Origin of the sequence: Pseudescherichia vulneris NBRC 102420 (genome assembly GCF_000759795.1) — a bacterium.
Taxonomy (GTDB): domain Bacteria; phylum Pseudomonadota; class Gammaproteobacteria; order Enterobacterales; family Enterobacteriaceae; genus Pseudescherichia; species Pseudescherichia vulneris.
In genome coordinates this window covers 283983-302722 of record NZ_BBMZ01000002.1, presented here as the reverse complement: position 1 = coordinate 302722, position 18740 = coordinate 283983, and the positions used below count along the sequence as shown (strand labels likewise).

18 protein-coding genes and 1 other RNA gene are annotated in these 18740 nt (G+C 58.1%); 12 read left to right on the top strand and 7 right to left on the bottom strand.

Annotated elements, in window-relative coordinates:
• Window positions 1-135 precede the first annotated feature (135 nt).
• Window positions 136-1368: a phosphoglycerate dehydrogenase gene (gene serA / locus EV102420_RS01545; RefSeq protein WP_042388061.1), complete on the top strand. Its 1233-nt coding sequence runs from the start codon at window positions 136-138 to the stop codon at window positions 1366-1368.
• A gap of 28 nt (window positions 1369-1396) precedes the next feature.
• Here the strand turns inward: serA and EV102420_RS01540 are convergent, their stop codons facing one another.
• The 3 genes from EV102420_RS01540 to zapA form a co-directional block, all read right to left on the bottom strand.
• Window positions 1397-1993, bottom strand: coding sequence for a 5-formyltetrahydrofolate cyclo-ligase (locus tag EV102420_RS01540; protein WP_042388059.1), 597 nt, complete (start codon window positions 1991-1993; stop codon window positions 1397-1399).
• Between the two features lie 19 nt (window positions 1994-2012).
• A non-coding RNA gene (gene ssrS / locus EV102420_RS20995) (6S RNA) lies at window positions 2013-2196 on the bottom strand.
• Window positions 2197-2237: 41 nt separating this feature from the next.
• The gene (zapA, locus tag EV102420_RS01535; protein WP_042388057.1) at window positions 2238-2567 is read right to left on the bottom strand and encodes a cell division protein ZapA; all 330 of its coding nucleotides are present in this window, start codon (window positions 2565-2567) and stop codon (window positions 2238-2240) included.
• A gap of 262 nt (window positions 2568-2829) precedes the next feature.
• Here zapA and EV102420_RS01530 point away from each other — a divergent pair, with 262 nt between their 5' ends.
• The 8 genes from EV102420_RS01530 to EV102420_RS01495 all read left to right on the top strand — a co-directional run bounded on the left by EV102420_RS01530 (window position 2830) and on the right by EV102420_RS01495 (window position 12867).
• Complete coding sequence (locus EV102420_RS01530; protein ID WP_131405985.1) at window positions 2830-3408, top strand: YecA/YgfB family protein; 579 nt, start codon at window positions 2830-2832, stop codon at window positions 3406-3408.
• A 31-nt stretch (window positions 3409-3439) separates the two neighbouring features.
• On the top strand, window positions 3440-4756 hold the full coding sequence (pepP, locus tag EV102420_RS01525) for a Xaa-Pro aminopeptidase (protein WP_042388053.1): 1317 nt from the start codon (window positions 3440-3442) through the stop codon (window positions 4754-4756).
• Window positions 4753-5931: a 2-octaprenyl-6-methoxyphenyl hydroxylase gene (ubiH, locus tag EV102420_RS01520; RefSeq protein ID WP_042388051.1), complete on the top strand. Its 1179-nt coding sequence runs from the start codon at window positions 4753-4755 to the stop codon at window positions 5929-5931. The genes pepP and ubiH overlap by 4 nt, the downstream gene beginning before the upstream one ends.
• 40 nt (window positions 5932-5971) lie before the next feature.
• Window positions 5972-7174, top strand: a complete 1203-nt coding sequence (gene ubiI, locus EV102420_RS01515) for an FAD-dependent 2-octaprenylphenol hydroxylase (RefSeq protein WP_042388049.1) — start codon at window positions 5972-5974, stop codon at window positions 7172-7174.
• A 408-nt stretch (window positions 7175-7582) separates the two neighbouring features.
• Window positions 7583-8677, top strand: coding sequence for a glycine cleavage system aminomethyltransferase GcvT (gene gcvT / locus EV102420_RS01510; protein ID WP_042388047.1), 1095 nt, complete (start codon window positions 7583-7585; stop codon window positions 8675-8677).
• A 25-nt stretch (window positions 8678-8702) separates the two neighbouring features.
• A complete protein-coding gene (gene gcvH / locus EV102420_RS01505; protein ID WP_042388045.1) occupies window positions 8703-9092 on the top strand; it encodes a glycine cleavage system protein GcvH in 390 nt (129 codons plus the stop codon).
• An 87-nt stretch (window positions 9093-9179) separates the two neighbouring features.
• The gene (gene gcvP / locus EV102420_RS01500; RefSeq protein WP_042388043.1) at window positions 9180-12053 is read left to right on the top strand and encodes an aminomethyl-transferring glycine dehydrogenase; all 2874 of its coding nucleotides are present in this window, start codon (window positions 9180-9182) and stop codon (window positions 12051-12053) included.
• 70 nt (window positions 12054-12123) lie between these two features.
• Window positions 12124-12867, top strand: coding sequence for an SDR family oxidoreductase (locus EV102420_RS01495; protein ID WP_042388041.1), 744 nt, complete (start codon window positions 12124-12126; stop codon window positions 12865-12867).
• A gap of 57 nt (window positions 12868-12924) precedes the next feature.
• On the opposite strand, the gene EV102420_RS01490 is transcribed toward EV102420_RS01495, so the two are convergent.
• Both EV102420_RS01490 and EV102420_RS01485 read right to left on the bottom strand, forming a co-directional pair.
• A complete protein-coding gene (locus EV102420_RS01490; RefSeq protein ID WP_042388039.1) occupies window positions 12925-14358 on the bottom strand; it encodes a 6-phospho-beta-glucosidase in 1434 nt (477 codons plus the stop codon).
• Window positions 14359-14486: 128 nt separating this feature from the next.
• Window positions 14487-15215 (bottom strand): MurR/RpiR family transcriptional regulator, encoded by a 729-nt coding sequence (locus EV102420_RS01485; RefSeq protein WP_042388603.1) that lies wholly within the window; start codon window positions 15213-15215, stop codon window positions 14487-14489.
• Window positions 15216-15504: 289 nt separating this feature from the next.
• Here EV102420_RS01485 and trhA point away from each other — a divergent pair, with 289 nt between their 5' ends.
• Window positions 15505-16158: a PAQR family membrane homeostasis protein TrhA gene (gene trhA / locus EV102420_RS01480; RefSeq protein ID WP_042388037.1), complete on the top strand. Its 654-nt coding sequence runs from the start codon at window positions 15505-15507 to the stop codon at window positions 16156-16158.
• An 87-nt stretch (window positions 16159-16245) separates the two neighbouring features.
• On the opposite strand, the gene ygfZ is transcribed toward trhA, so the two are convergent.
• Window positions 16246-17226: a tRNA-modifying protein YgfZ gene (ygfZ, locus tag EV102420_RS01475; RefSeq protein ID WP_042388035.1), complete on the bottom strand. Its 981-nt coding sequence runs from the start codon at window positions 17224-17226 to the stop codon at window positions 16246-16248.
• A gap of 262 nt (window positions 17227-17488) precedes the next feature.
• On the opposite strand from ygfZ, the gene sdhE reads away from it, so the two are divergent.
• Both sdhE and EV102420_RS01465 read left to right on the top strand, forming a co-directional pair.
• Window positions 17489-17755, top strand: a complete 267-nt coding sequence (gene sdhE, locus EV102420_RS01470; RefSeq protein ID WP_042388033.1) for an FAD assembly factor SdhE — start codon at window positions 17489-17491, stop codon at window positions 17753-17755.
• The gene (locus EV102420_RS01465) at window positions 17736-18152 is read left to right on the top strand and encodes a protein YgfX (protein ID WP_042388031.1); all 417 of its coding nucleotides are present in this window, start codon (window positions 17736-17738) and stop codon (window positions 18150-18152) included. Before sdhE ends, EV102420_RS01465 begins: the two co-directional genes overlap by 20 nt.
• Before the next feature lie 6 nt (window positions 18153-18158).
• Here EV102420_RS01465 and fldB read toward each other — a convergent pair whose 3' ends face one another.
• Entirely contained in the window at window positions 18159-18680 is a 522-nt protein-coding gene (gene fldB, locus EV102420_RS01460; protein WP_042388029.1) for a flavodoxin FldB, read from the bottom strand.
• Window positions 18681-18740: the final 60 nt, after the last annotated feature.

Below are 18740 nucleotides of genomic sequence, written 5' to 3'. Positions count from 1 at the left end.
TTTCCTCTGTCAAACTTCGCTGCGTGACTTTTCTTCATACCGCCGACGCAAACGTTCATATTGCCGCAATAGTTTTTTTTGATATGTTGGCTAAAGCGAACACACACTGATTTAGAAAATAACAGGGTCGGGGAAATGGCAAAAGTATCACTGGAAAAAGACAAAATTAAGTTTTTGCTGGTTGAAGGCGTTCATCAGAAAGCAATAGATAGCCTTCGTGCAGCGGGTTACACCAACATTGAGTACCACAAAGGCGCGCTGGACAGCGCCCAGCTGAAAGAGTCGATCCGTGATGCCCATTTCATCGGCCTGCGCTCCCGTACCCATCTGACAGAAGAGATTTTCGCTGCCGCAGAGAAGCTGGTTGCCGTAGGCTGCTTCTGCATCGGTACCAACCAGGTTGACCTTAACGCGGCGGCTAAGCGCGGCGTGCCGGTATTCAACGCGCCGTTTTCCAATACCCGCTCGGTAGCGGAGCTGGTGATCGGCGAGCTGCTGCTGCTAATGCGTGGCATTCCGGAAGCCAACGCCAAGGCGCACCGTGGCGTGTGGAACAAGCTTGCCGCCGGCTCCTATGAAGCACGTGGCAAGAAGCTCGGTATTATCGGCTACGGCCACATCGGTACCCAGCTGGGCATTCTGGCGGAGTCGTTGGGGATGAACGTCTTCTTCTACGATATCGAAAACAAGCTGCCGCTGGGCAACGCTACCCAGGTTCAGCACCTCTCTGACCTGCTGAATATGAGCGACGTGGTGAGCCTGCACGTGCCGGAAAATGCCTCGACCAAGAACATGATTGGCGTTGAAGAGCTGGCCCTGATGAAGCCTGGCTCGCTGCTGATCAACGCCGCACGCGGTACGGTTGTCGATATTCCGGCCCTGTGCGACGCGCTGCGTAACAAGCACCTGGCGGGGGCGGCCATCGACGTCTTCCCGACCGAGCCAGCGACCAACAGCGATCCGTTTGAGTCCCCGCTGTGTGAGTTCGACAACGTCATTCTGACCCCGCACATCGGCGGCTCTACACAGGAAGCGCAGGAGAACATCGGTCTTGAAGTGGCAGGCAAGCTGGCGAAATATTCAGACAACGGCTCGACGCTCTCTGCCGTGAACTTCCCGGAAGTCTCGCTGCCGCTGCACGGCGGTCGTCGCCTGCTGCATATCCATGAGAACCGCCCTGGCGTGCTGACCGCCATCAACCAGATCTTTGCCGAGCAGGGAGTGAACATTGCCGCCCAGTATCTGCAAACAACGCCGCAGATGGGCTACGTGGTGATCGATATCGAAGCGGAAGAAGAGGTGGCGCAGAAGGCGCTGCAGAGCATGAAAGGCATTGCCGGAACCATCCGCGCGCGCCTGCTCTACTAATCGGTGTTGCCCGGCGCGCCTGCCGGGCCTACCACTGCCATGTCTGCGTTGGCGTCACCACCGCAGGCAAGGGAATATCCCACTCTTCTACCGGCAGGGCATCGACCTGCTGGCAGTCATGGGCATAGCCTACCGGCGTAAAGCCGTGCTGCTGCCACTTCTGTAGCGTGCGATCGTAAAAGCCGCCGCCCATCCCCAGCCGTTGTCCCTGGTTGTCAAAAGCCACCAGCGGCGTGATCAACACGTCCAGCGTGTCGAGTGGCGTGACGTCGCGCAGATCGAGCCTGGGCTCATAAATTTTCAGATGATTTACCACCAGTTCGCTCTCGGGATGGTAGTGCAGAAACAGCAGATTACCGGGGCTGAAGGGGTGCAAAACCGGCAGGCAGACGCGTTTGCCGCTGCGCCAGAGCTGCTCGATCAGCGGACGGGTATCAAGCTCACCGTCAAACGAGAGAAACAGCGCCACGGTGTGGGCCAATACCATCGGCGGAAACGCCATCATGCGGTTAGCGGCCTGTTGGGCGTAGCGACGCTGCTCGTCGTGGCTTAGCGCACGGCGACGCTGGCGGATTTGCTGGCGAATGAGCTGTCGGGGTGAAGCGGGTAGCGCGAGTGATGTCATGGTATCAGGTAGAGGAAGGGGAATCTCCGAGATGCCGCCGCAGGCTGTAACCCTTGAACCCTTGGTTCAAGGTGAATATGTCGTCATAGTTTTAAGGCTTCTCGGACGAACCGAGCATGCTCACCAACCATGGAGCGCCACATTCTTGTGGTATGAAATATCGGCTCAGGGGACTGGCCCGCTTGCGAACATCTCAGAGAAATTTTTTCTTCACTGTCACTCTACCATAGTCGACATTGAAGTGTTATTCAAACTTAGGCCCCGGTCTTTCGTTTGTGCGACCCTGATCAAGCAATGCCTGTTCGATGGTCTGCTGTAACAGTCGAATACGCTGCTCCATGCTGGATGCGTAGTCGCGGGTTTTCGCCTTTTCCTGAGCCAGTTCGTAGCTAATGTTCAACGCGGCGATGAAAACTAGCTGCTCAGTATTTGTGACTCTAGTGCGTACTTTCAGATCTTGCAACCGCTGATTCAGATCATCTGCAGCCTGATTGAGAGCGTCCCGCTGTTCAGGCGGACAGTTCACGCGCAGTGAACGGCCAAAAATTTGGATATCGACGGGTTGTGCAGACATGACACCTTCCTGCTGTTTGACTGCGCTCTACCTTGGCAACCGAGTCCTGGCTGCGAAGGGGCGACACTATAGCTACCCCGGTTAGAGGATTCAAGCAGATTCTCATAACCTGAACTCTTAGCCTATTCTCTTAACATAGCCGTAAAAAGAAACCTATACGTAAAGGTCGCAAACGCATGTTTGGCGAAAGCTGACGGCTATATCACCAGGGTCCAAAGTGGTAGCATACCATGAATCTTTCTCCCAACGACGACGAATGCGCATGTCAATACAGAACGAAATGCCTGGTTACAATGAATTGAACCAGTTACTCACCCAACAGGGTGTTGGCTTAACGCCAGCCGAGATGCACGGTCTGATCGGCGGGATGCTTTGCGGCGGTAATAACGATAGCTCGTGGCAGCCGCTGTTACACGATCTCACCAACGAAGGTCTGGCGTTTGGTCATGAACTGGCCGAGGCGCTGCGTAAGATGCACGCCGCCACCAGCGACGCGCTGGAAGACGATGGCTTCCAGTTCCAGCTCTTTCTGCCGGACGGCGACGAGGTCAGCGTGTTTGACCGGGCCGACGCCATGGCGGGCTGGGTGAACCACTTCCTGCTGGGGCTGGGCGTCACGCAGCCGAAGCTCGATAAAATCACCGGCGATACCGGCGAGGCTATCGACGATCTGCGCAACATCGCGCAGCTCGGCTACGAGGAGGACGAAGACCAGGAAGAGCTGGAGATGTCGCTCGAAGAGATCGTGGAGTATGTTCGCGTGGCGGCGCTGCTCTGCCATGATACGTTTACTCGTCCACAGCCGACCGCACCGGAAGTGCGTAAGCCAACGCTACATTAAGCGTCGTACTGAATGCTAAAAAGGAGGTGTCATGACCCAGTCTGAGTTTCTTCGCCGCCGCCAGGCGCTGCTTGCGCAGATGGCCCCGGCCAGCGCGGCGCTGATCTTCTCCGCGCCGGAGGCGACCCGCAGCGCCGACAGTGAATATCCCTACCGTCAAAACAGCGACTTCTGGTACTTCACCGGCTTTAACGAGCCCGAGGCGGTGCTGGTGCTGATCAAGAGCGATGACACCCACAATCACAGCGTCCTGTTTAACCGCCTGCGGGATAAAACCGCAGAGATCTGGTTTGGCCGTCGGCTGGGCCAGGAGGCCGCGCCAGAGAAGCTGGGCGTGGATCGGGCGCTGGCATTCAGTGAAATCGACGAGCAGCTCTACCAGCTGCTTAACGGCCTTGACGTGGTCTACCACGCCCAGGGCGAATATCCCTATGCGGATACGATCCTCTTCACCGCGCTGGATAAGCTGCGTAAAGGATCCCGGCAGAATCTCACCGCGCCGGCTTCCATTACCGACTGGCGTCCCATCGTCCATGAGATGCGCCTGTTTAAATCCCCGGAAGAGATTGACGTCCTGCGCCGCGCAGGTGAGATCAGCGCTCTGGCCCACACGCGGGCGATGCAGGCCTGCCGTCCGGGCATGTTCGAATACCAGCTCGAAGGCGAGATCCTGCACGAGTTCAACCGTCACGGGGCGCGCTTTGCGTCTTACAACACCATCGTCGGCGGCGGGGAAAACGGCTGCATCCTGCACTACACCGAGAACGAAAGCGAGCTGCGCGACGGTGATCTGGTGCTGATTGATGCCGGGTGCGAGTATCGTGGCTACGCGGGGGATATTACCCGTACCTTCCCGATTAACGGCAAGTTTACCCCGGCCCAGCGCGAGATCTATGACATCGTGCTGGCCTCGCTCGACGCTGCCCTGACCCTGTTCCGTCCGGGCACCTCCATTCAGGACGTTACCAGCGACGTTGTGCGGATCATGATCACCGGGCTGGTGAAGCTCGGTATCCTGAAGGGGGACGTTGAGCAACTAATGGCTGACAACGCCCACCGCGCCTTCTTCATGCACGGCCTGAGCCACTGGCTGGGGCTGGACGTCCATGACGTCGGCGTCTACGGGCCTGACCGTTCACGCACGCTTGAGCCGGGTATGGTGCTGACCGTCGAACCGGGTCTCTATATCGCCCCGGATGCCGACGTGCCGCCACAGTACCGTGGCATTGGTATCCGCATCGAAGATGACATTCTTATCACCGAAAACGGCAACGAGAACCTGACCGCCAGCGTAGTCAAGAAGGCCGATGAGATCGAGGCGCTGATGGCGGCGGCGAAACATTCATGAGCGTAATTATCGTCGGCGGCGGGATGACCGGCGCCACGCTTGCGCTGGCCATTTCGCGCCTGACGCACGGCACGCTGCCGGTGCACCTTATCGAAGCGACTGCCCCGGAAGCGCAGGCGCATCCTGGCTTTGATGCGCGAGCCATTGCGCTGGCCGAGGGCACCTGCCAGCATCTGGCGCGGATCGGCATCTGGCAGCATATTGCCCAGTGCGCCACGCCCATCACCACTGTTCACGTGAGCGATCGCGGTCATGCGGGCTTCGTGACGCTGGAGGCGCAGGACTACCGTGTCGACGCGCTCGGGCACGTCGTGGAGTTGCACGAGGTGGGGCAGCGGCTGTTTTCGCTGCTACGCCGCGCGCCCGGCGTCACGCTGCACTGCCCCGATCGGGTCAGCGACTTTACCCGCAGCGAGGAGGGCGTCAGCGTGACCCTGGAGAGCGGCAAAACGCTGCAAGGAAATTTACTGGTGGCGGCGGATGGCTCGCGCTCGGCGCTGGCAGCGCAGTGCGGTATCGGCTGGCAGCAGACGCCGTATCATCAGGCGGCAGTGATCGCCAACGTCACAACGTCGGTTGCTGGTCAGGGGAGAGCCTTCGAGCGCTTCACCGAGCACGGCCCACTGGCGCTGCTGCCTATGTCGCAGGGGCGCTACTCGCTGGTCTGGTGTCATCCACTGGAGAAGCGCGATGAAGTGATGGCTTGGTCCGATGAACGCTTCTGCCACGAGCTGCAAAGCGCGTTCGGCTGGCGGCTTGGGCGCATTGTCCACACGGGCACCCGCAACGCCTATCCGCTGGCGTTAACCACCGCCTCATCGCCGGTATCGCACCGCGTGGCGCTGGTGGGCAACGCTGCCCAGACGCTGCACCCCATCGCCGGGCAGGGGTTCAACCTCGGCATGCGTGATGTGATGAGCCTGGCCGAGACGCTGGCTGATGCGCGGGCAGAGAATACCGACATCGGATCATGGTCTGTGCTGCACGGCTATCAGCAGCGCCGCCAGAGTGACAAAGAGGCAACAATCGGCGTCACGGACGGGCTGGTGCAGCTGTTTGCTAACCGCTGGTCGCCGCTGGTTGCGGGTCGCAACGCCGGTCTGATGGCAATGGAACTTTTTACTCCAGCACGCGACGTGCTGGCGCAACGGACGCTAGGCTGGGTCGCCCGATAGGCCGGCCTGCTTTACCAGGCAGTAGTTTTGGGAGTGAATTTTGCAGAATGTAGATGTAGCAATTGTTGGCGGCGGTATGGTTGGTCTGGCGGTAGCCTGCGGATTGCAGGGGAGCGGCCTGCGCGTAGCGGTGCTGGAGCAAAACCCGCCTCAGCCGCTGCCGGAGAGTGCGCCGCCTGCGCTCCGCGTCTCGGCCATCAACGCCGCCAGTGAAAAGCTGCTAACGCGTCTTGGCGTCTGGTCATCCATCGTAGCGAACCGCGCCAGCTGCTATCACGGCATGGAAGTGTGGGACAAAGACAGCTTTGGACGCATCGCCTTTGACGACCGCAGCATGGGCTACAGCCACCTTGGGCACATTATTGAAAACGATGTGATCCATCAGGCCCTGTGGCAGAAAGCGCAGCAGTGTCAGGACGTCACGCTCATGGCACCCGCTGGCGTACAGCAGGTCGCCTGGGGCGAAAACGAAGCCTTTTTAACCCTGAAGGATGGCGGCATGCTGACGGCACGGCTGGTGATCGGCGCGGATGGGGCTAACTCCTGGCTGCGCGAAAAAGCCGATATTGCGCTCACCTCATGGGACTACCGTCATCATGCGCTGGTCGCCACTATCCGCACCGATGAGCCTCACGAGGCGGTGGCGCGTCAGGTCTTCCACGGCGACGGCATCCTGGCCTTCCTGCCGCTGAGCGATCCGCATCTCTGCTCCATTGTCTGGTCGCTGCCGCCGCTCGAAGCAGCAAGGATGCAGGAGGCGACGGAAGAGACCTTCAACCAGGCGCTGGACATGGCGTTCGATAACCGCCTCGGTCTCTGCCACGTTGAGAGCGAGCGGCTGGTGTTTCCGCTGACGGGGCGCTATGCACGCCAGTTTGCCGCACATCGGCTGGCGCTGGTGGGTGATGCAGCGCATACCATCCATCCGCTGGCGGGGCAGGGCGTAAACCTTGGCTTTATGGATGCCGCCGAGCTGGTCAACGAACTGAAACGCCTGCACGGCGCGGGCAAAGATATCGGCCAGCACCTCTACCTGCGTCGCTATGAACGTAGCCGTAAACACAGCGCCGGAGTGATGCTGGCGAGTATGCAGGGCTTCCGTGAGCTGTTTGCCGGTACGCATCCGGCGAAAAAGTTGCTGCGCGATCTCGGCCTGAAGCTCGCCGACACGCTGCCGGGGGTTAAGCCGCAGCTTATTCGCCAGGCGATGGGCCTGAACGATCTGCCAGAGTGGTTACGTTAACTCGATCACACTTTCCCTCTCCGACCCTGGAGAGGGACGTGCTCGCTCATTTGAAATATTCTAATTTCACCCCTGTTTTCGGATTACTTTTTCTCATCCACCGAATTTTCCCCCTCTTGAAATCTGCGCGCTTTGCCGCGTAATGCGCTGGCTTATCGGGTATCCATCGTCTGTTTTATGATGTTTATCGCAAACTAATAGGCCTGTGCCAGTGTAATATCCTGCCGCCCGCTTCAGGCTTTTAGGTCATAAGCTAATGTGATGGAACATTTTTGCTTATGGTTATGCCCGCTGTTCGATGATAAGTTCAGGCGAAAGGTAACGTTTGCGTCGCCGTCTGGAACCGAGGCTTACGTGCTTACGACTTCGCCTTATTTATCCTGGCCCCGCTTATTCAATGAGGAAAAGATGGCTCAGCAAACCCCTTTATACGAACAACACACGCTGTGCGGTGCCCGCATGGTGGATTTCCACGGCTGGATGATGCCCCTGCACTACGGCTCACAGATCGATGAGCACCACGCGGTGCGTACCGATGCCGGTATGTTTGATGTTTCGCATATGACCATCGTCGATCTGCGCGGCGGCAGCTGCCGGGCGTTTCTTCGCCATCTGCTGGCCAACGACGTGGCTAAACTGACCCAGCCGGGCAAGGCTCTCTACAGCGGTATGCTTAACGCCTCCGGTGGCGTCATCGATGACCTGATCGTCTACTTCTTTACCGAAGATCACTTCCGCCTCGTGGTGAACTCTGCCACCCGCGAAAAAGATCTCGCCTGGATCACCCAGCACGCGGCGCCCTTTGATATCGACATTACCGTGCGTGACGATCTGGCGCTGATCGCCGTTCAGGGGCCGAATGCCCAGGCGAAAGCGGCGGGTCTGTTTACCGATGCCCAGCGTCAGGCCGTGGCAGGCATGAAGCCCTTCTTTGGCGTGGAGTCGGACGGCTGGTTTATTGCCACCACCGGCTACACCGGCGAGGCAGGCTATGAGATTGCGCTGCCGAGTGAGCAGGCGGCGGATTTCTGGCAGGCGTTGGTTGGCGCAGGCGTGAAACCCTGCGGCCTCGGCGCGCGCGACACGCTGCGTCTGGAAGCGGGTATGAACCTCTATGGCCAGGAGATGGACGAAGGCGTTTCGCCGCTGGCGGCAAACATGGGCTGGACCATCGCCTGGGAGCCTGCCGATCGCGATTTTATTGGCCGCGAAGCGCTGGAAGTCCAGCGTGAAAGAGGCACCGAACAGCTGGTTGGCCTGATCATGACCGAAAAAGGCGTCCTGCGTAACGAACTGCCGGTGCGTTTCACCGACGCCAGCGGCAACTCGCAGGAAGGCATTATCACCAGCGGCACTTTCTCGCCGACGCTGGGCTACAGCATCGCGCTGGCCCGCGTACCGGCTGGGATTGGCGACACGGCTATCGTGCAGATCCGCAACCGTGAAATGCCGGTGAAGGTAACGAAACCTGTTTTTGTACGCGCTGGCAAAGCCGTCGCGTAACCTAATCTATCGTGGAGAAATGTTAATGAGCAATGTACCTGGCGACCTGAAATACAGTAAAGAACACGAATGGCTGCGCAAAGAAGCAGACGGCTCCTACACCGTTGGCATCACCGAACATGCGCAAGAGCTGCTGGGCGATATGGTGTTCGTTGACCTGCCGGACGTGGGCGCAACCGTCAGCGCGGGCGATGACTGTGCTGTTGCAGAGTCCGTTAAGGCGGCCTCTGACATCTATGCACCGGTGAGCGGCGAGATCGTGGCAGTCAACGATGCCCTCAGCGACAACCCAGAGCTGGTCAACAGCGAGCCGTACGCTGGCGGCTGGATCTTTAAAATCAAGGCCAGCGACGAAGCAGAGGTTGAAGCGTTATTAGACGCAACTGCCTATGAATCTCTGTTAGAAGACGAGTAAAGCCTCCAGGCCCGGTAAGCGTCAGCGCCACCGGGCAATTAAGCACGAACAACCACGATTCACCGCACGTTTCAGGAACCATCGCTCATGACCCAGACTTTAAGCCAGCTTGAACACCGCGACGCTTTTATCGATCGCCACATCGGGCCGGACGCTGCTCAGCAGCAAGAGATGCTGAAAACCGTTGGCGCAGATTCACTTAACGCCCTGATTGGCCAGATTGTCCCGCAGGACATTCAGCTGGCAACGCCGCCGCAGATTGGCGAAGCGACCACGGAGTTTGCCGCGCTGGCCGAGCTGAAAGCCATCGCCGCGCGCAACAAGCGCTTTAAGTCTTACATCGGCATGGGCTATACCGCCGTGCAGCTGCCGCCGGTGATCCTGCGCAATATGCTGGAAAACCCAGGCTGGTACACCGCCTATACCCCCTATCAGCCGGAAGTTTCTCAGGGCCGCCTTGAGGCACTGCTCAACTTCCAGCAGGTCACGCTGGATCTGACCGGTCTCGATATCGCCTCCGCGTCGCTGCTTGATGAAGCGACCGCAGGGGCCGAAGCGATGGCGATGGCCAAACGCGTGAGCAAGCTGAAAGGGGCGAACCGCTTCTTTGTTGCCGCCGACGTGCATCCGCAGACCCTGGACGTGGTGCGCACCCGCGCGGAAACCTTTGGCTTTGAAATCGTGGTCGACGACGCCGACAAAGCGCTGGATCATCAGGATCTCTTCGGCGTGCTGCTTCAGCAGGTAGGCACCACTGGCGAAGTGCATGACTACAGCGCGCTGATTAGCGAGCTGAAAGCGCGTAAGGTTGTGGTAAGCGTCGCGGCCGACTTTATGGCGCTGGTGCTGCTCAGCGCGCCGGGCAAGCAGGGGGCGGATATCGTCTTCGGCTCGGCACAACGCTTCGGCGTGCCGATGGGCTACGGCGGTCCGCATGCGGCCTTCTTTGCCGCCAAAGATGAATTCAAACGCTCCATGCCTGGCCGTATTATCGGCGTATCGAAAGATGCTGCCGGTAACACCGCGCTGCGCATGGCGATGCAGACTCGCGAGCAGCATATCCGCCGCGAGAAGGCGAACTCCAACATCTGTACCTCGCAGGTGCTGCTGGCGAATATCGCCAGCCTCTACGCTGTTTATCACGGCCCGGTTGGGCTGAAACGCATTGCGGGCCGTATCCACCGCCTGGCCGACATTCTGGCCACCGGCCTACAGCAGAAAGGGTTGAAGCTGCGCCATGCGCACTTCTTTGACACCCTCTGCGTGGAGGTTGCCGATAAAGCAGCCGTGCTGGCGCGTGCCGAAGCGGCAGAGATCAACCTGCGCAGCGACATCCATAACGCCGTGGGCATCACCCTCGACGAAACCACTACCCGGGAAGACGTGGCGACGCTGTTTGACGCGATCGTCGGCGACGGCCATGGCTTAAATATCGATGCGCTGGATAAAGAGGTGGCTCACGATAGCCGCTCAATTCAGCCGAGTATGCTGCGTGATGACGCTATCCTGAGCCATCCGGTATTCAACCGCTACCACAGCGAAACCGAGATGATGCGTTACATGCACTCGCTGGAGCGTAAGGATCTGGCCCTGAACCAGGCGATGATCCCGCTTGGCTCCTGCACCATGAAGCTGAACGCCGCCGCAGAGATGATCCCTATCACCTGGCCGGAATTCGCCGAGCTGCACCCGTTCTGCCCGGCAGATCAGGCGGAAGGGTATCATCAGATGATCAACCAGCTCTCTGAGTGGCTGGTGAAGCTGACGGGCTACGACGCCCTCTGCATGCAGCCGAACTCCGGCGCGCAGGGGGAGTACGCAGGCCTGCTGGCAATCCGCCACTACCATGAGAGCCGCAACGACGGCCACCGCGATATCTGCCTGATCCCCAGTTCCGCCCACGGCACCAACCCGGCGTCGGCGCAGATGGCCGGTATGCAGGTGGTTGTGGTCGCCTGCGATAAAAACGGCAACATCGATCTGGCCGATCTGCGTGTCAAAGCCGAGCAGGCGGGGGATAATCTCTCCTGCATCATGGTGACCTACCCGTCGACTCATGGAGTTTATGAGGAGACGATCCGCGAGGTGTGTGAAATCGTCCATCAGTACGGCGGTCAGGTCTATCTCGACGGCGCGAACATGAACGCCCAGGTGGGGATCACCTCCCCTGGCTTTATTGGCGCGGACGTGTCGCACCTCAACCTGCATAAAACCTTCTGTATCCCGCACGGCGGCGGCGGTCCAGGCATGGGGCCTATCGGCGTTAAAGCGCACCTGGCACCGTTCGTACCGGGCCACAGCGTGGTACAGATTGAAGGGATGCTGACCCGTCAGGGCGCGGTCTCTGCTGCTCCGTTCGGCAGCGCCTCTATTCTGCCAATCAGCTGGATGTATATCCGCATGATGGGCGCGGAAGGGCTGAAGAAAGCCAGCCAGGTAGCGATCCTCAATGCTAACTATATTGCTACCCGCCTGCAGTCCGCCTTCCCGGTGCTCTATACCGGCCGCGATGGCCGCGTGGCGCACGAGTGCATTCTGGATATTCGTCCGCTGAAAGAGCAGACCGGTATTAGCGAGCTGGATATTGCCAAGCGTCTAATTGACTACGGCTTCCACGCGCCAACCATGTCCTTCCCGGTTGCGGGTACGCTGATGGTGGAGCCAACGGAGTCCGAGAGCAAAGCCGAGCTGGACCGCTTTATTGATGCAATGCTGGCTATCCGCATGGAGATCGATCGCGTGCAGGACGGTGAGTGGACGCTGGAGGATAACCCGCTGGTTAACGCCCCGCATACCCAGCACGAGCTGGTGGCGGAGTGGAGCCACGACTACAGCCGCGAGCTGGCAGTCTTCCCGGCGGGGTCTGCGAACAAGTACTGGCCGACCGTGAAGCGTCTTGATGACGTCTACGGCGACCGCAACCTGTTCTGCTCCTGCGTGCCGATGAGCGAATATCAGTAATAGTGTTGGCGTGATAACGTAGGCCGGGTGAGGCGAAGCCTCCACCCGGCTTTTTTATTGGGAGAACAGAATGGGTATTGCACTGGTAACCGGCGCAAGCCGGGGGATTGGCAGGGCCACGGCGCTGGAGCTGGCCCGTGAAGGCTACGGCGTGGCGGTTAACTATCATCACAACGTGGATGCGGCAACCGAGGTGGTGAACACAATTATCGCTGCGGGCGGCAGAGCGTTTGTGGTACAGGCAGACATCAGCGATGAAGCGCAGGTGCTGGCGATGTTTGCCCGTATCGACGAGAAGAACGAACCGCTGACCGCGCTGGTCAATAACGCGGGCATTCTGTTTACGCAGAGTACGCTGGAAAACCTCACCGCCGAGCGTATTAACCGCGTGCTGGCGACCAACGTAACGGGCTACTTTCTTTGTTGTCGCGAGGCGGTAAAGCGAATGTCGCACCGACACGGCGGCAAGGGTGGGGCCATCGTCAACGTCTCCTCAGCGGCGGCGCGGCTGGGCGCGCCCGGCGAGTATGTGGACTATGCCGCCTCGAAAGGTGCGGTCGATACGCTGACTACCGGGCTGTCGCTAGAGGTTGCGGCGCAGGGCATTCGCGTTAACGGCGTACGGCCAGGGTTTATCTATACCGAAATGCATGCCGATGGCGGTGAGCCAGGACGGGTCGATAGGGTTAAATCAGTGCTGCCGATGCAGCGTGGCGGTCAGCCGGAAGAGGTGGCGCAGGCAATAGTCTGGCTGCTGAGCGAGAAGGCGTCGTACGTGACAGGCAGTTTTATTGAGATGGCGGGCGGCAAGTAGCCGCCGACCACGTCAGGTAGGCCGGGTAAGGCGGAGCCGCCACCCGGCATCTAACAATTACAGATTCTCACCGTTGCTGGCGATCACCTCTTTGTACCAGTTAAAGCTCTTCTTACGGGAGCGGGACATGTCGCCGGTGCCGTCATCGTGCTTGTTCACATAGATAAAGCCATAGCGTTTGCTGTACTGGCCGGTAGTGAACGATACGCAGTCGATGCAGCCCCACGGGGTGTAGCCCATCAGATCGACGCCGTCGTAGGTCACGGCTTTGATCATCTCTTCCACGTGGGCGCGCAGGTAATCAATGCGGTAGTCGTCATTGATGCTGCCATCCTCTTCCACTTTATCGTACGCGCCGAAGCCGTTCTCCACGATAAACAGCGGCTTCTGGTAGCGCTCGTACAGCTCACACAGGGCATAGCGCAGGCCGACCGGGTCGATCTGCCAGCCCCAGTCAGAGGCTTTAACGTGCGGGTTCGGCACGCTGCCTTCGAAGCCAGAGATTGCGTCACCGCTGCCGCCTTCCGCTTTCACCGCGTTGGTCATGTAGTAGCTGAAGCCGAGGTAGGCGCAGGTACCTTCGCGCAGGATCTGCTCGTCATTGGCTTCCATTTTGATATCAAAGCCGCGACGTTCCCACTCGTTCAGAACGTAGGAAGGGTAGTAGCCGCGCAGCTGCACGTCGGTAAAGACCCAGCGCTCGCGCATTGACTCTTGCGCATACATTACGTCTTCCGGCTTACAGGAGAACGGATAGAGCGGCACCATGGCCAGCATGCAGCCAACCTGCATCTCTGGATTGATCTCCCGTGCGGCCTTCACCGCCAGCGCGCTGGCAACGAACTGGTGGTGCAGCACCTGGTACATGGTCTCTTCCGGATTTTCATGCTCTGTATAGACCACGCCGGAGCAGCAGTAGCCAAACAGCGGCGCACGCCAGTTACGCTGGTTGTTGATCTCGTTGAAGGTCATCCAGTATTTGACCTTGCTCTTATAGCGCTCGAACACCACTTCGGCGAAGCGCACAAAGAAGTCCACCACTTTACGGTTGGTCCAGCCGCCGTAGGCCTGCACCAGATGCAGGGGCATCTCAAAGTGGGAGAGGGTGATCACTGGCTCGATGTTATATTTCAGCAGCTCATCGAACATATCGTCATAGAACTTCAGACCCTCTTCGTTCGGCGTCTGCTCGTCGCCGTTCGGGAAGATACGGGTCCAGGCGATAGAGGTACGGAAACACTTAAAGCCCATCTCAGCAAACAGCTTGATGTCTTCTTTGTAGTGGCTGTAGAACTCAACGGCTTCGTGGTTCGGATAGTATTTGCCGGGCACAACTTCCTGGGTGATCTCACGCGGTACGCCGTGCGCGCCGCCGGTCAGCACGTCGCAGATACTCGGGCCTTTGCCGCCTTTGTTCCAGCCGCCTTCAACCTGATGCGCAGCAACCGCGCCGCCCCATAAAAAGTCTTTTGGTAAGGTGATCTTTTTCATGCTTATTTATCCCGCTGTAACCGACAGAAAATAGGTTTACGCCGAGTCTAGCAAAGCCCAATCGAAAGTCACGATATAACAGTTTGCCGCTTCGGTAATATGTTACAGAGAAAAAACAGCCTGTTTTTTTAGGCTAATTTTTTCGCCAGCTTACGGCCCAGGGTTTCAAGAATATAGATCACGGGAATTTGGGTAGTCAGATCGTAGCCCCCTGAAATGCGCGTCTGGGGAATATGCCAGGAGAGATTAAAATCTGCCAGCTTAGCCAGCGCCGAGTGCTCGTGGCTGGTAATCGACATCACCTTGCAGTGATGCAGGCTGAACTGGCTGGCGAAGCGCAGGATCTCCTCTGTCTCGCCGGAGACGGAGAGGACAATTGCCAGCGCGTTTTTTGCCATATCGTTGGTGACGGGAAAATAGGGATCGTCAACGTGGTTGCTAAATTTACCCACGTTGGAAAAGAAGCGTGCGCCATATTTTGCCAGCGAGCCGGAGGTGCCGACGCCGACAAATATAATACGTTCGGAAGCTAAAATAATATCAGTAGCCTGATCTAACAGACGATCGAATTCATCGTTATTAACGCTTTTAAAAAAGCTAATAATTTCGCTGGCACCAAAATTAGCGGGCTGCGGTTCGCTTTGAGCTAAATATAATTTAAAGCGCACGCGAAACTCAGAGTAGCCTTCGCACTCCAGCTTGCGGCAGAAGCGGAGCACGGTAGTGGTAGAGACGCCTGCGGCATCGGCCAGCTCACGAATGGTCATGTACATCACCTTATCGCGATTTTTAATGACCACGTTGTAGACCATCATCTCAAGGTTGTTGAGGCTGGCAACAGCGGAGTGGTTAAACAGGGTCACGAGGCTTCCTTTTTCAGACGGTTATCTGCACGGTGCGGCACCTCTCTATGCTGCCACATTTTGCCCAAAACGGGAAACGGCGGCGCGGCGGGTTGCTACCAAAAAGGAGAAACATCTGTAGGCCGAACGAAGCGTGAATTAGCTACACTTCTGAACGGGATTATTTATTTTAGCTAACAGGTGTGCACTGGAATCATTCTCAGTTACTCTAGGGTGGTTATCATTCAGACAGCTATCGGCTACTGAATGACCCGGCGCAAGCCTCTGTTTTCTGGAGTAAGCTATGGTTGATAAACCATTAAAAAAACAGGGATATTCACTGGCTGAGGAGATAGCCAACAGCATTAGTCACGGTATTGGACTGATATTCGGTGTGGTGGGACTGGTGCTCCTACTGATGCAGGCCATGGATAATCATGCCAGCCCACTGGCCATTACCAGCTACAGCCTTTACGGCGGCAGTATGATCCTGCTGTTTCTGGCCTCAACGCTCTATCACGCTATTCCCCATCCGCGCGCAAAGCCGTGGCTGAAGAAATTCGACCACTGTGCTATCTATCTGCTGATAGCCGGTACCTATACGCCTTTTTTACTGGTAGGGCTGGATTCGCCGCTGGCACGCGGCCTGATGATTGTCATCTGGAGCCTGGCGCTGCTCGGGATCCTGTTCAAACTGACCATTGCCCACCGTTTTAAGGTGCTCTCGCTGGTGACCTACCTGGCGATGGGCTGGCTGTCGCTGGTGGTCATCTATGAACTGGCCGTTAGGCTCTCTATGGGCGGGCTCATATTGCTGGCCGCGGGGGGCATCGTCTACTCGCTGGGGGTGATCTTCTACGTGTGCAGGCGCATTCCCTACAACCACGCGATCTGGCACGGCTTTGTGCTGGGCGGCAGCCTGTGCCACTTCCTCGCCATCTACTTCTACGTAGGATAAACACGAGTATTTGCCCGGCGGCGCAAGCTTGCCGGGCCTACAAAACCGTAGGCCGGGTAAGGCGAAGCCGCCACCCGGCGTAACGACTCACTCTTCTAACGAGTAGGGCAGCGGCTCGATGCTGAGCGTATTGGCATCGTCGCGCACGCGGAAGACGCTGTCCGGCTCCATATCGTTGTTCATCACTGCCTGTACCAGCAGGCGGCCATCATCAAGCTGTACCGCAGCCAGGATAGTCCCGGTGCGCCGCCAGTTTTCACCCATCTTCAGCTCAAGATCTTCTCCCGCCTCCGGCAGGCGGCTCGCTTTGCCCGCCAGATACCACAGGGCACGCTTGTTAGCACCGCGGAACTTCGCCCGGGCGACCATCTCCTGGCCGGTATAGCACCCTTTCTTAAAGCTAATGCCACCGAGCGCCTGCAGGTTAGTTGCCTGAGGGATGAACTGGGCGCTGTTAGCGGCGTCGATCACCGGTAGGCCGGCTTCAATGTTCAGCGCCAGCCACTGCTGGCTGTTGTTCAGCTGCGCTTCGCCGCGTAGCTTCTCGCTAATCAGCTCTGCCGTGGCCACGTCGGTGACCAGCAGGAAACGCTCTGCCGGGTGCGCGAACCACAGAATAGAGGTTGCCCCCTCCTGTACGACCTGCTTTTCAGCGTTGGGCAGGGTGGTAAATACGTTCGCCAGCGCGGCGCGGGCCTGAAAACCGGCCACGCCCAGCAGCACGTGCTCGTCATCCGGCGCGATAGTGACCTTAGAGAAGACCGCGTATTTTTTTAACTCGGTCAGCTGAGCATCACGAATGCTGCGGCGCTCAATCAAGGCAAAGCCGCCGTCGCGGCGAAACAGCCGCAGGTTGCTCCACATTTTGCCTTTGGCATCGCAGTGCGCTGCCAGCAGATGCTGGTGCTCGGTCAGGGCGGCAACGTCAGCGGTGACCTGGCCCTGCAGATACTTTTCGCTATCTGCGCCGGTCAGGGTTGCCAGCGCCCAATCGTCGAGCGTCATAAGCGTCAGCGGCAGACGCGCAGAGGCGGAAGGCTGGCGCGGAGGAAAAGGAGTAAAGGCCATAATAGTGTCCTGGTTTGCTTAACGCTGTTAGATGCTTAATGGTAAAAGAGCCGCCGACCAATGCAAGCGGTAAAAGCATACGATTTGTGCTCACTTCACCAGGATGCGTAGCGCTACGCAATAAAATGCAAAACGTACGTCCGGGATGTTTTATGTTGGAAGCACCCTTCCTAATTATCAACTTTCCAGTAAGGGATGAACAAAAAACACGATACACTGTCTGCACTATCGATACTTCTATATCGTAATGCAGGGAGAAGACATGGACATAAATAATAAAGCCCGCATCCATTGGGCCTGCCGCCGGGGAATGCGCGAGCTGGATATCTCCATCATGCCTTTTTTTGAACACGAGTACGATACGCTGAGCGATGACGACAAACGGCTCTTCGTTCGCCTGCTGGAAAGTGACGATCCGGATCTGTTTAACTGGTTAATGAATCACGGTGAACCTGCCGACACGGAGTTGCAGAGAATGGTGCAGTTAATTCAGACACGGAATCGGGAACGTGGTCCTGTGGCAATCTGATCTACGCGTCTCGTGGCGCGCTCAGTGGCTCTCTCTTCTGCTTCACGGCCTGGTGGCGGCATTAATCCTGCTGGCTCCCTGGCCGCTGCGCTATACGCCGCTGTGGCTTATGCTGCTGTCGCTGGTGGTGTTTGACTGCGTACGCAGCCAGCGGCGCATCAACGCCTGCCATGGTGAAATCAAGCTGCTGATGGATTCCCGGCTGCGCTGGCAGGGCATGGAGTGGGATATTCTCGGCACGCCCTGGATGCTAACCAGCGGCATGATGCTGCGCCTGCGTAAAAAGCAGGGCGGACGCGTGCATCACCTGTGGTTGGCGTCGGACAGTATGGACGAACGCGAGTGGCGAGACCTGCGCCGGATGCTGCTCCAGCAGCCAGCGACAGGGGAGCACTGACAAAAATCAGGCGAACTGCTCCGCCATTTCGCTGAGGATCTGTTCGCACCAGCTCTGGATGCGCTCTTCGCTCTGATCGTACTGGTTGGTTTCATCCAGCGCCAGGCCAACGAAGAGCTGACCATCGGCAATCACCGGCTTAGGGCTGGTAAACTCATAGCCCTCTGTCGGCCAGTAGCCAACAAAGGTCACGGCTTTGGCGGCCAGCTTATCGTGCAGCATGCCGAGCGCATCAAGGAACCACTCGCCGTAGCCGAGCTGATCGCCCATGCCGTACAGCGCAATGATTTTACCGTCGAGGTTGAGGCCGTCGAGCTGGTCCCAAACGGCCTCCCAGTCCTCCTGAAGCTCGCCAAAATCCCAGGTGGGAATGCCGAGGATCAGGACATCGTACTGCTCCATTAAGGAGACAGCGTCGTCTTTCAGGTTATGCAGCGTAACCAGTTCCGGGCCGATAACGTCGCGGATTTTCTCCGCCGCCATTTCGGTGTAGCAGGTACTGGAACCATAGAAAAGACCAATGTTCATAGCGTAAACGTCTCAATTCCTGATGGGGCTTTGCGCACAGTGTACCAGAATCGGTGAGCA

What these genes read in the sequence shown, in the direction of transcription:
- gcvP (WP_042388043.1), top strand. Translation starts at nt 9,180, where the DNA reads ATGACCCAGACTTTAAGCCAGCTTGAACACCGCGACGCTTTTATCGAT.
- ygfZ (WP_042388035.1), bottom strand. Translation starts at nt 17,226, where the DNA reads ATGGCCTTTACTCCTTTTCCTCCGCGCCAGCCTTCCGCCTCTGCGCGT.
- EV102420_RS01540 (WP_042388059.1), bottom strand. Translation starts at nt 1,993, where the DNA reads ATGACATCACTCGCGCTACCCGCTTCACCCCGACAGCTCATTCGCCAG.
- EV102420_RS01495 (WP_042388041.1), top strand. Translation starts at nt 12,124, where the DNA reads ATGGGTATTGCACTGGTAACCGGCGCAAGCCGGGGGATTGGCAGGGCC.
- gcvH (WP_042388045.1), top strand. Translation starts at nt 8,703, where the DNA reads ATGAGCAATGTACCTGGCGACCTGAAATACAGTAAAGAACACGAATGG.
- serA (WP_042388061.1), top strand. Translation starts at nt 136, where the DNA reads ATGGCAAAAGTATCACTGGAAAAAGACAAAATTAAGTTTTTGCTGGTT.
- EV102420_RS01530 (WP_131405985.1), top strand. Translation starts at nt 2,830, where the DNA reads ATGTCAATACAGAACGAAATGCCTGGTTACAATGAATTGAACCAGTTA.
- gcvT (WP_042388047.1), top strand. Translation starts at nt 7,583, where the DNA reads ATGGCTCAGCAAACCCCTTTATACGAACAACACACGCTGTGCGGTGCC.
- EV102420_RS01490 (WP_042388039.1), bottom strand. Translation starts at nt 14,358, where the DNA reads ATGAAAAAGATCACCTTACCAAAAGACTTTTTATGGGGCGGCGCGGTT.
- ubiH (WP_042388051.1), top strand. Translation starts at nt 4,753, where the DNA reads ATGAGCGTAATTATCGTCGGCGGCGGGATGACCGGCGCCACGCTTGCG.
- pepP (WP_042388053.1), top strand. Translation starts at nt 3,440, where the DNA reads ATGACCCAGTCTGAGTTTCTTCGCCGCCGCCAGGCGCTGCTTGCGCAG.
- zapA (WP_042388057.1), bottom strand. Translation starts at nt 2,567, where the DNA reads ATGTCTGCACAACCCGTCGATATCCAAATTTTTGGCCGTTCACTGCGC.
- trhA (WP_042388037.1), top strand. Translation starts at nt 15,505, where the DNA reads ATGGTTGATAAACCATTAAAAAAACAGGGATATTCACTGGCTGAGGAG.
- fldB (WP_042388029.1), bottom strand. Translation starts at nt 18,680, where the DNA reads ATGAACATTGGTCTTTTCTATGGTTCCAGTACCTGCTACACCGAAATG.
- sdhE (WP_042388033.1), top strand. Translation starts at nt 17,489, where the DNA reads ATGGACATAAATAATAAAGCCCGCATCCATTGGGCCTGCCGCCGGGGA.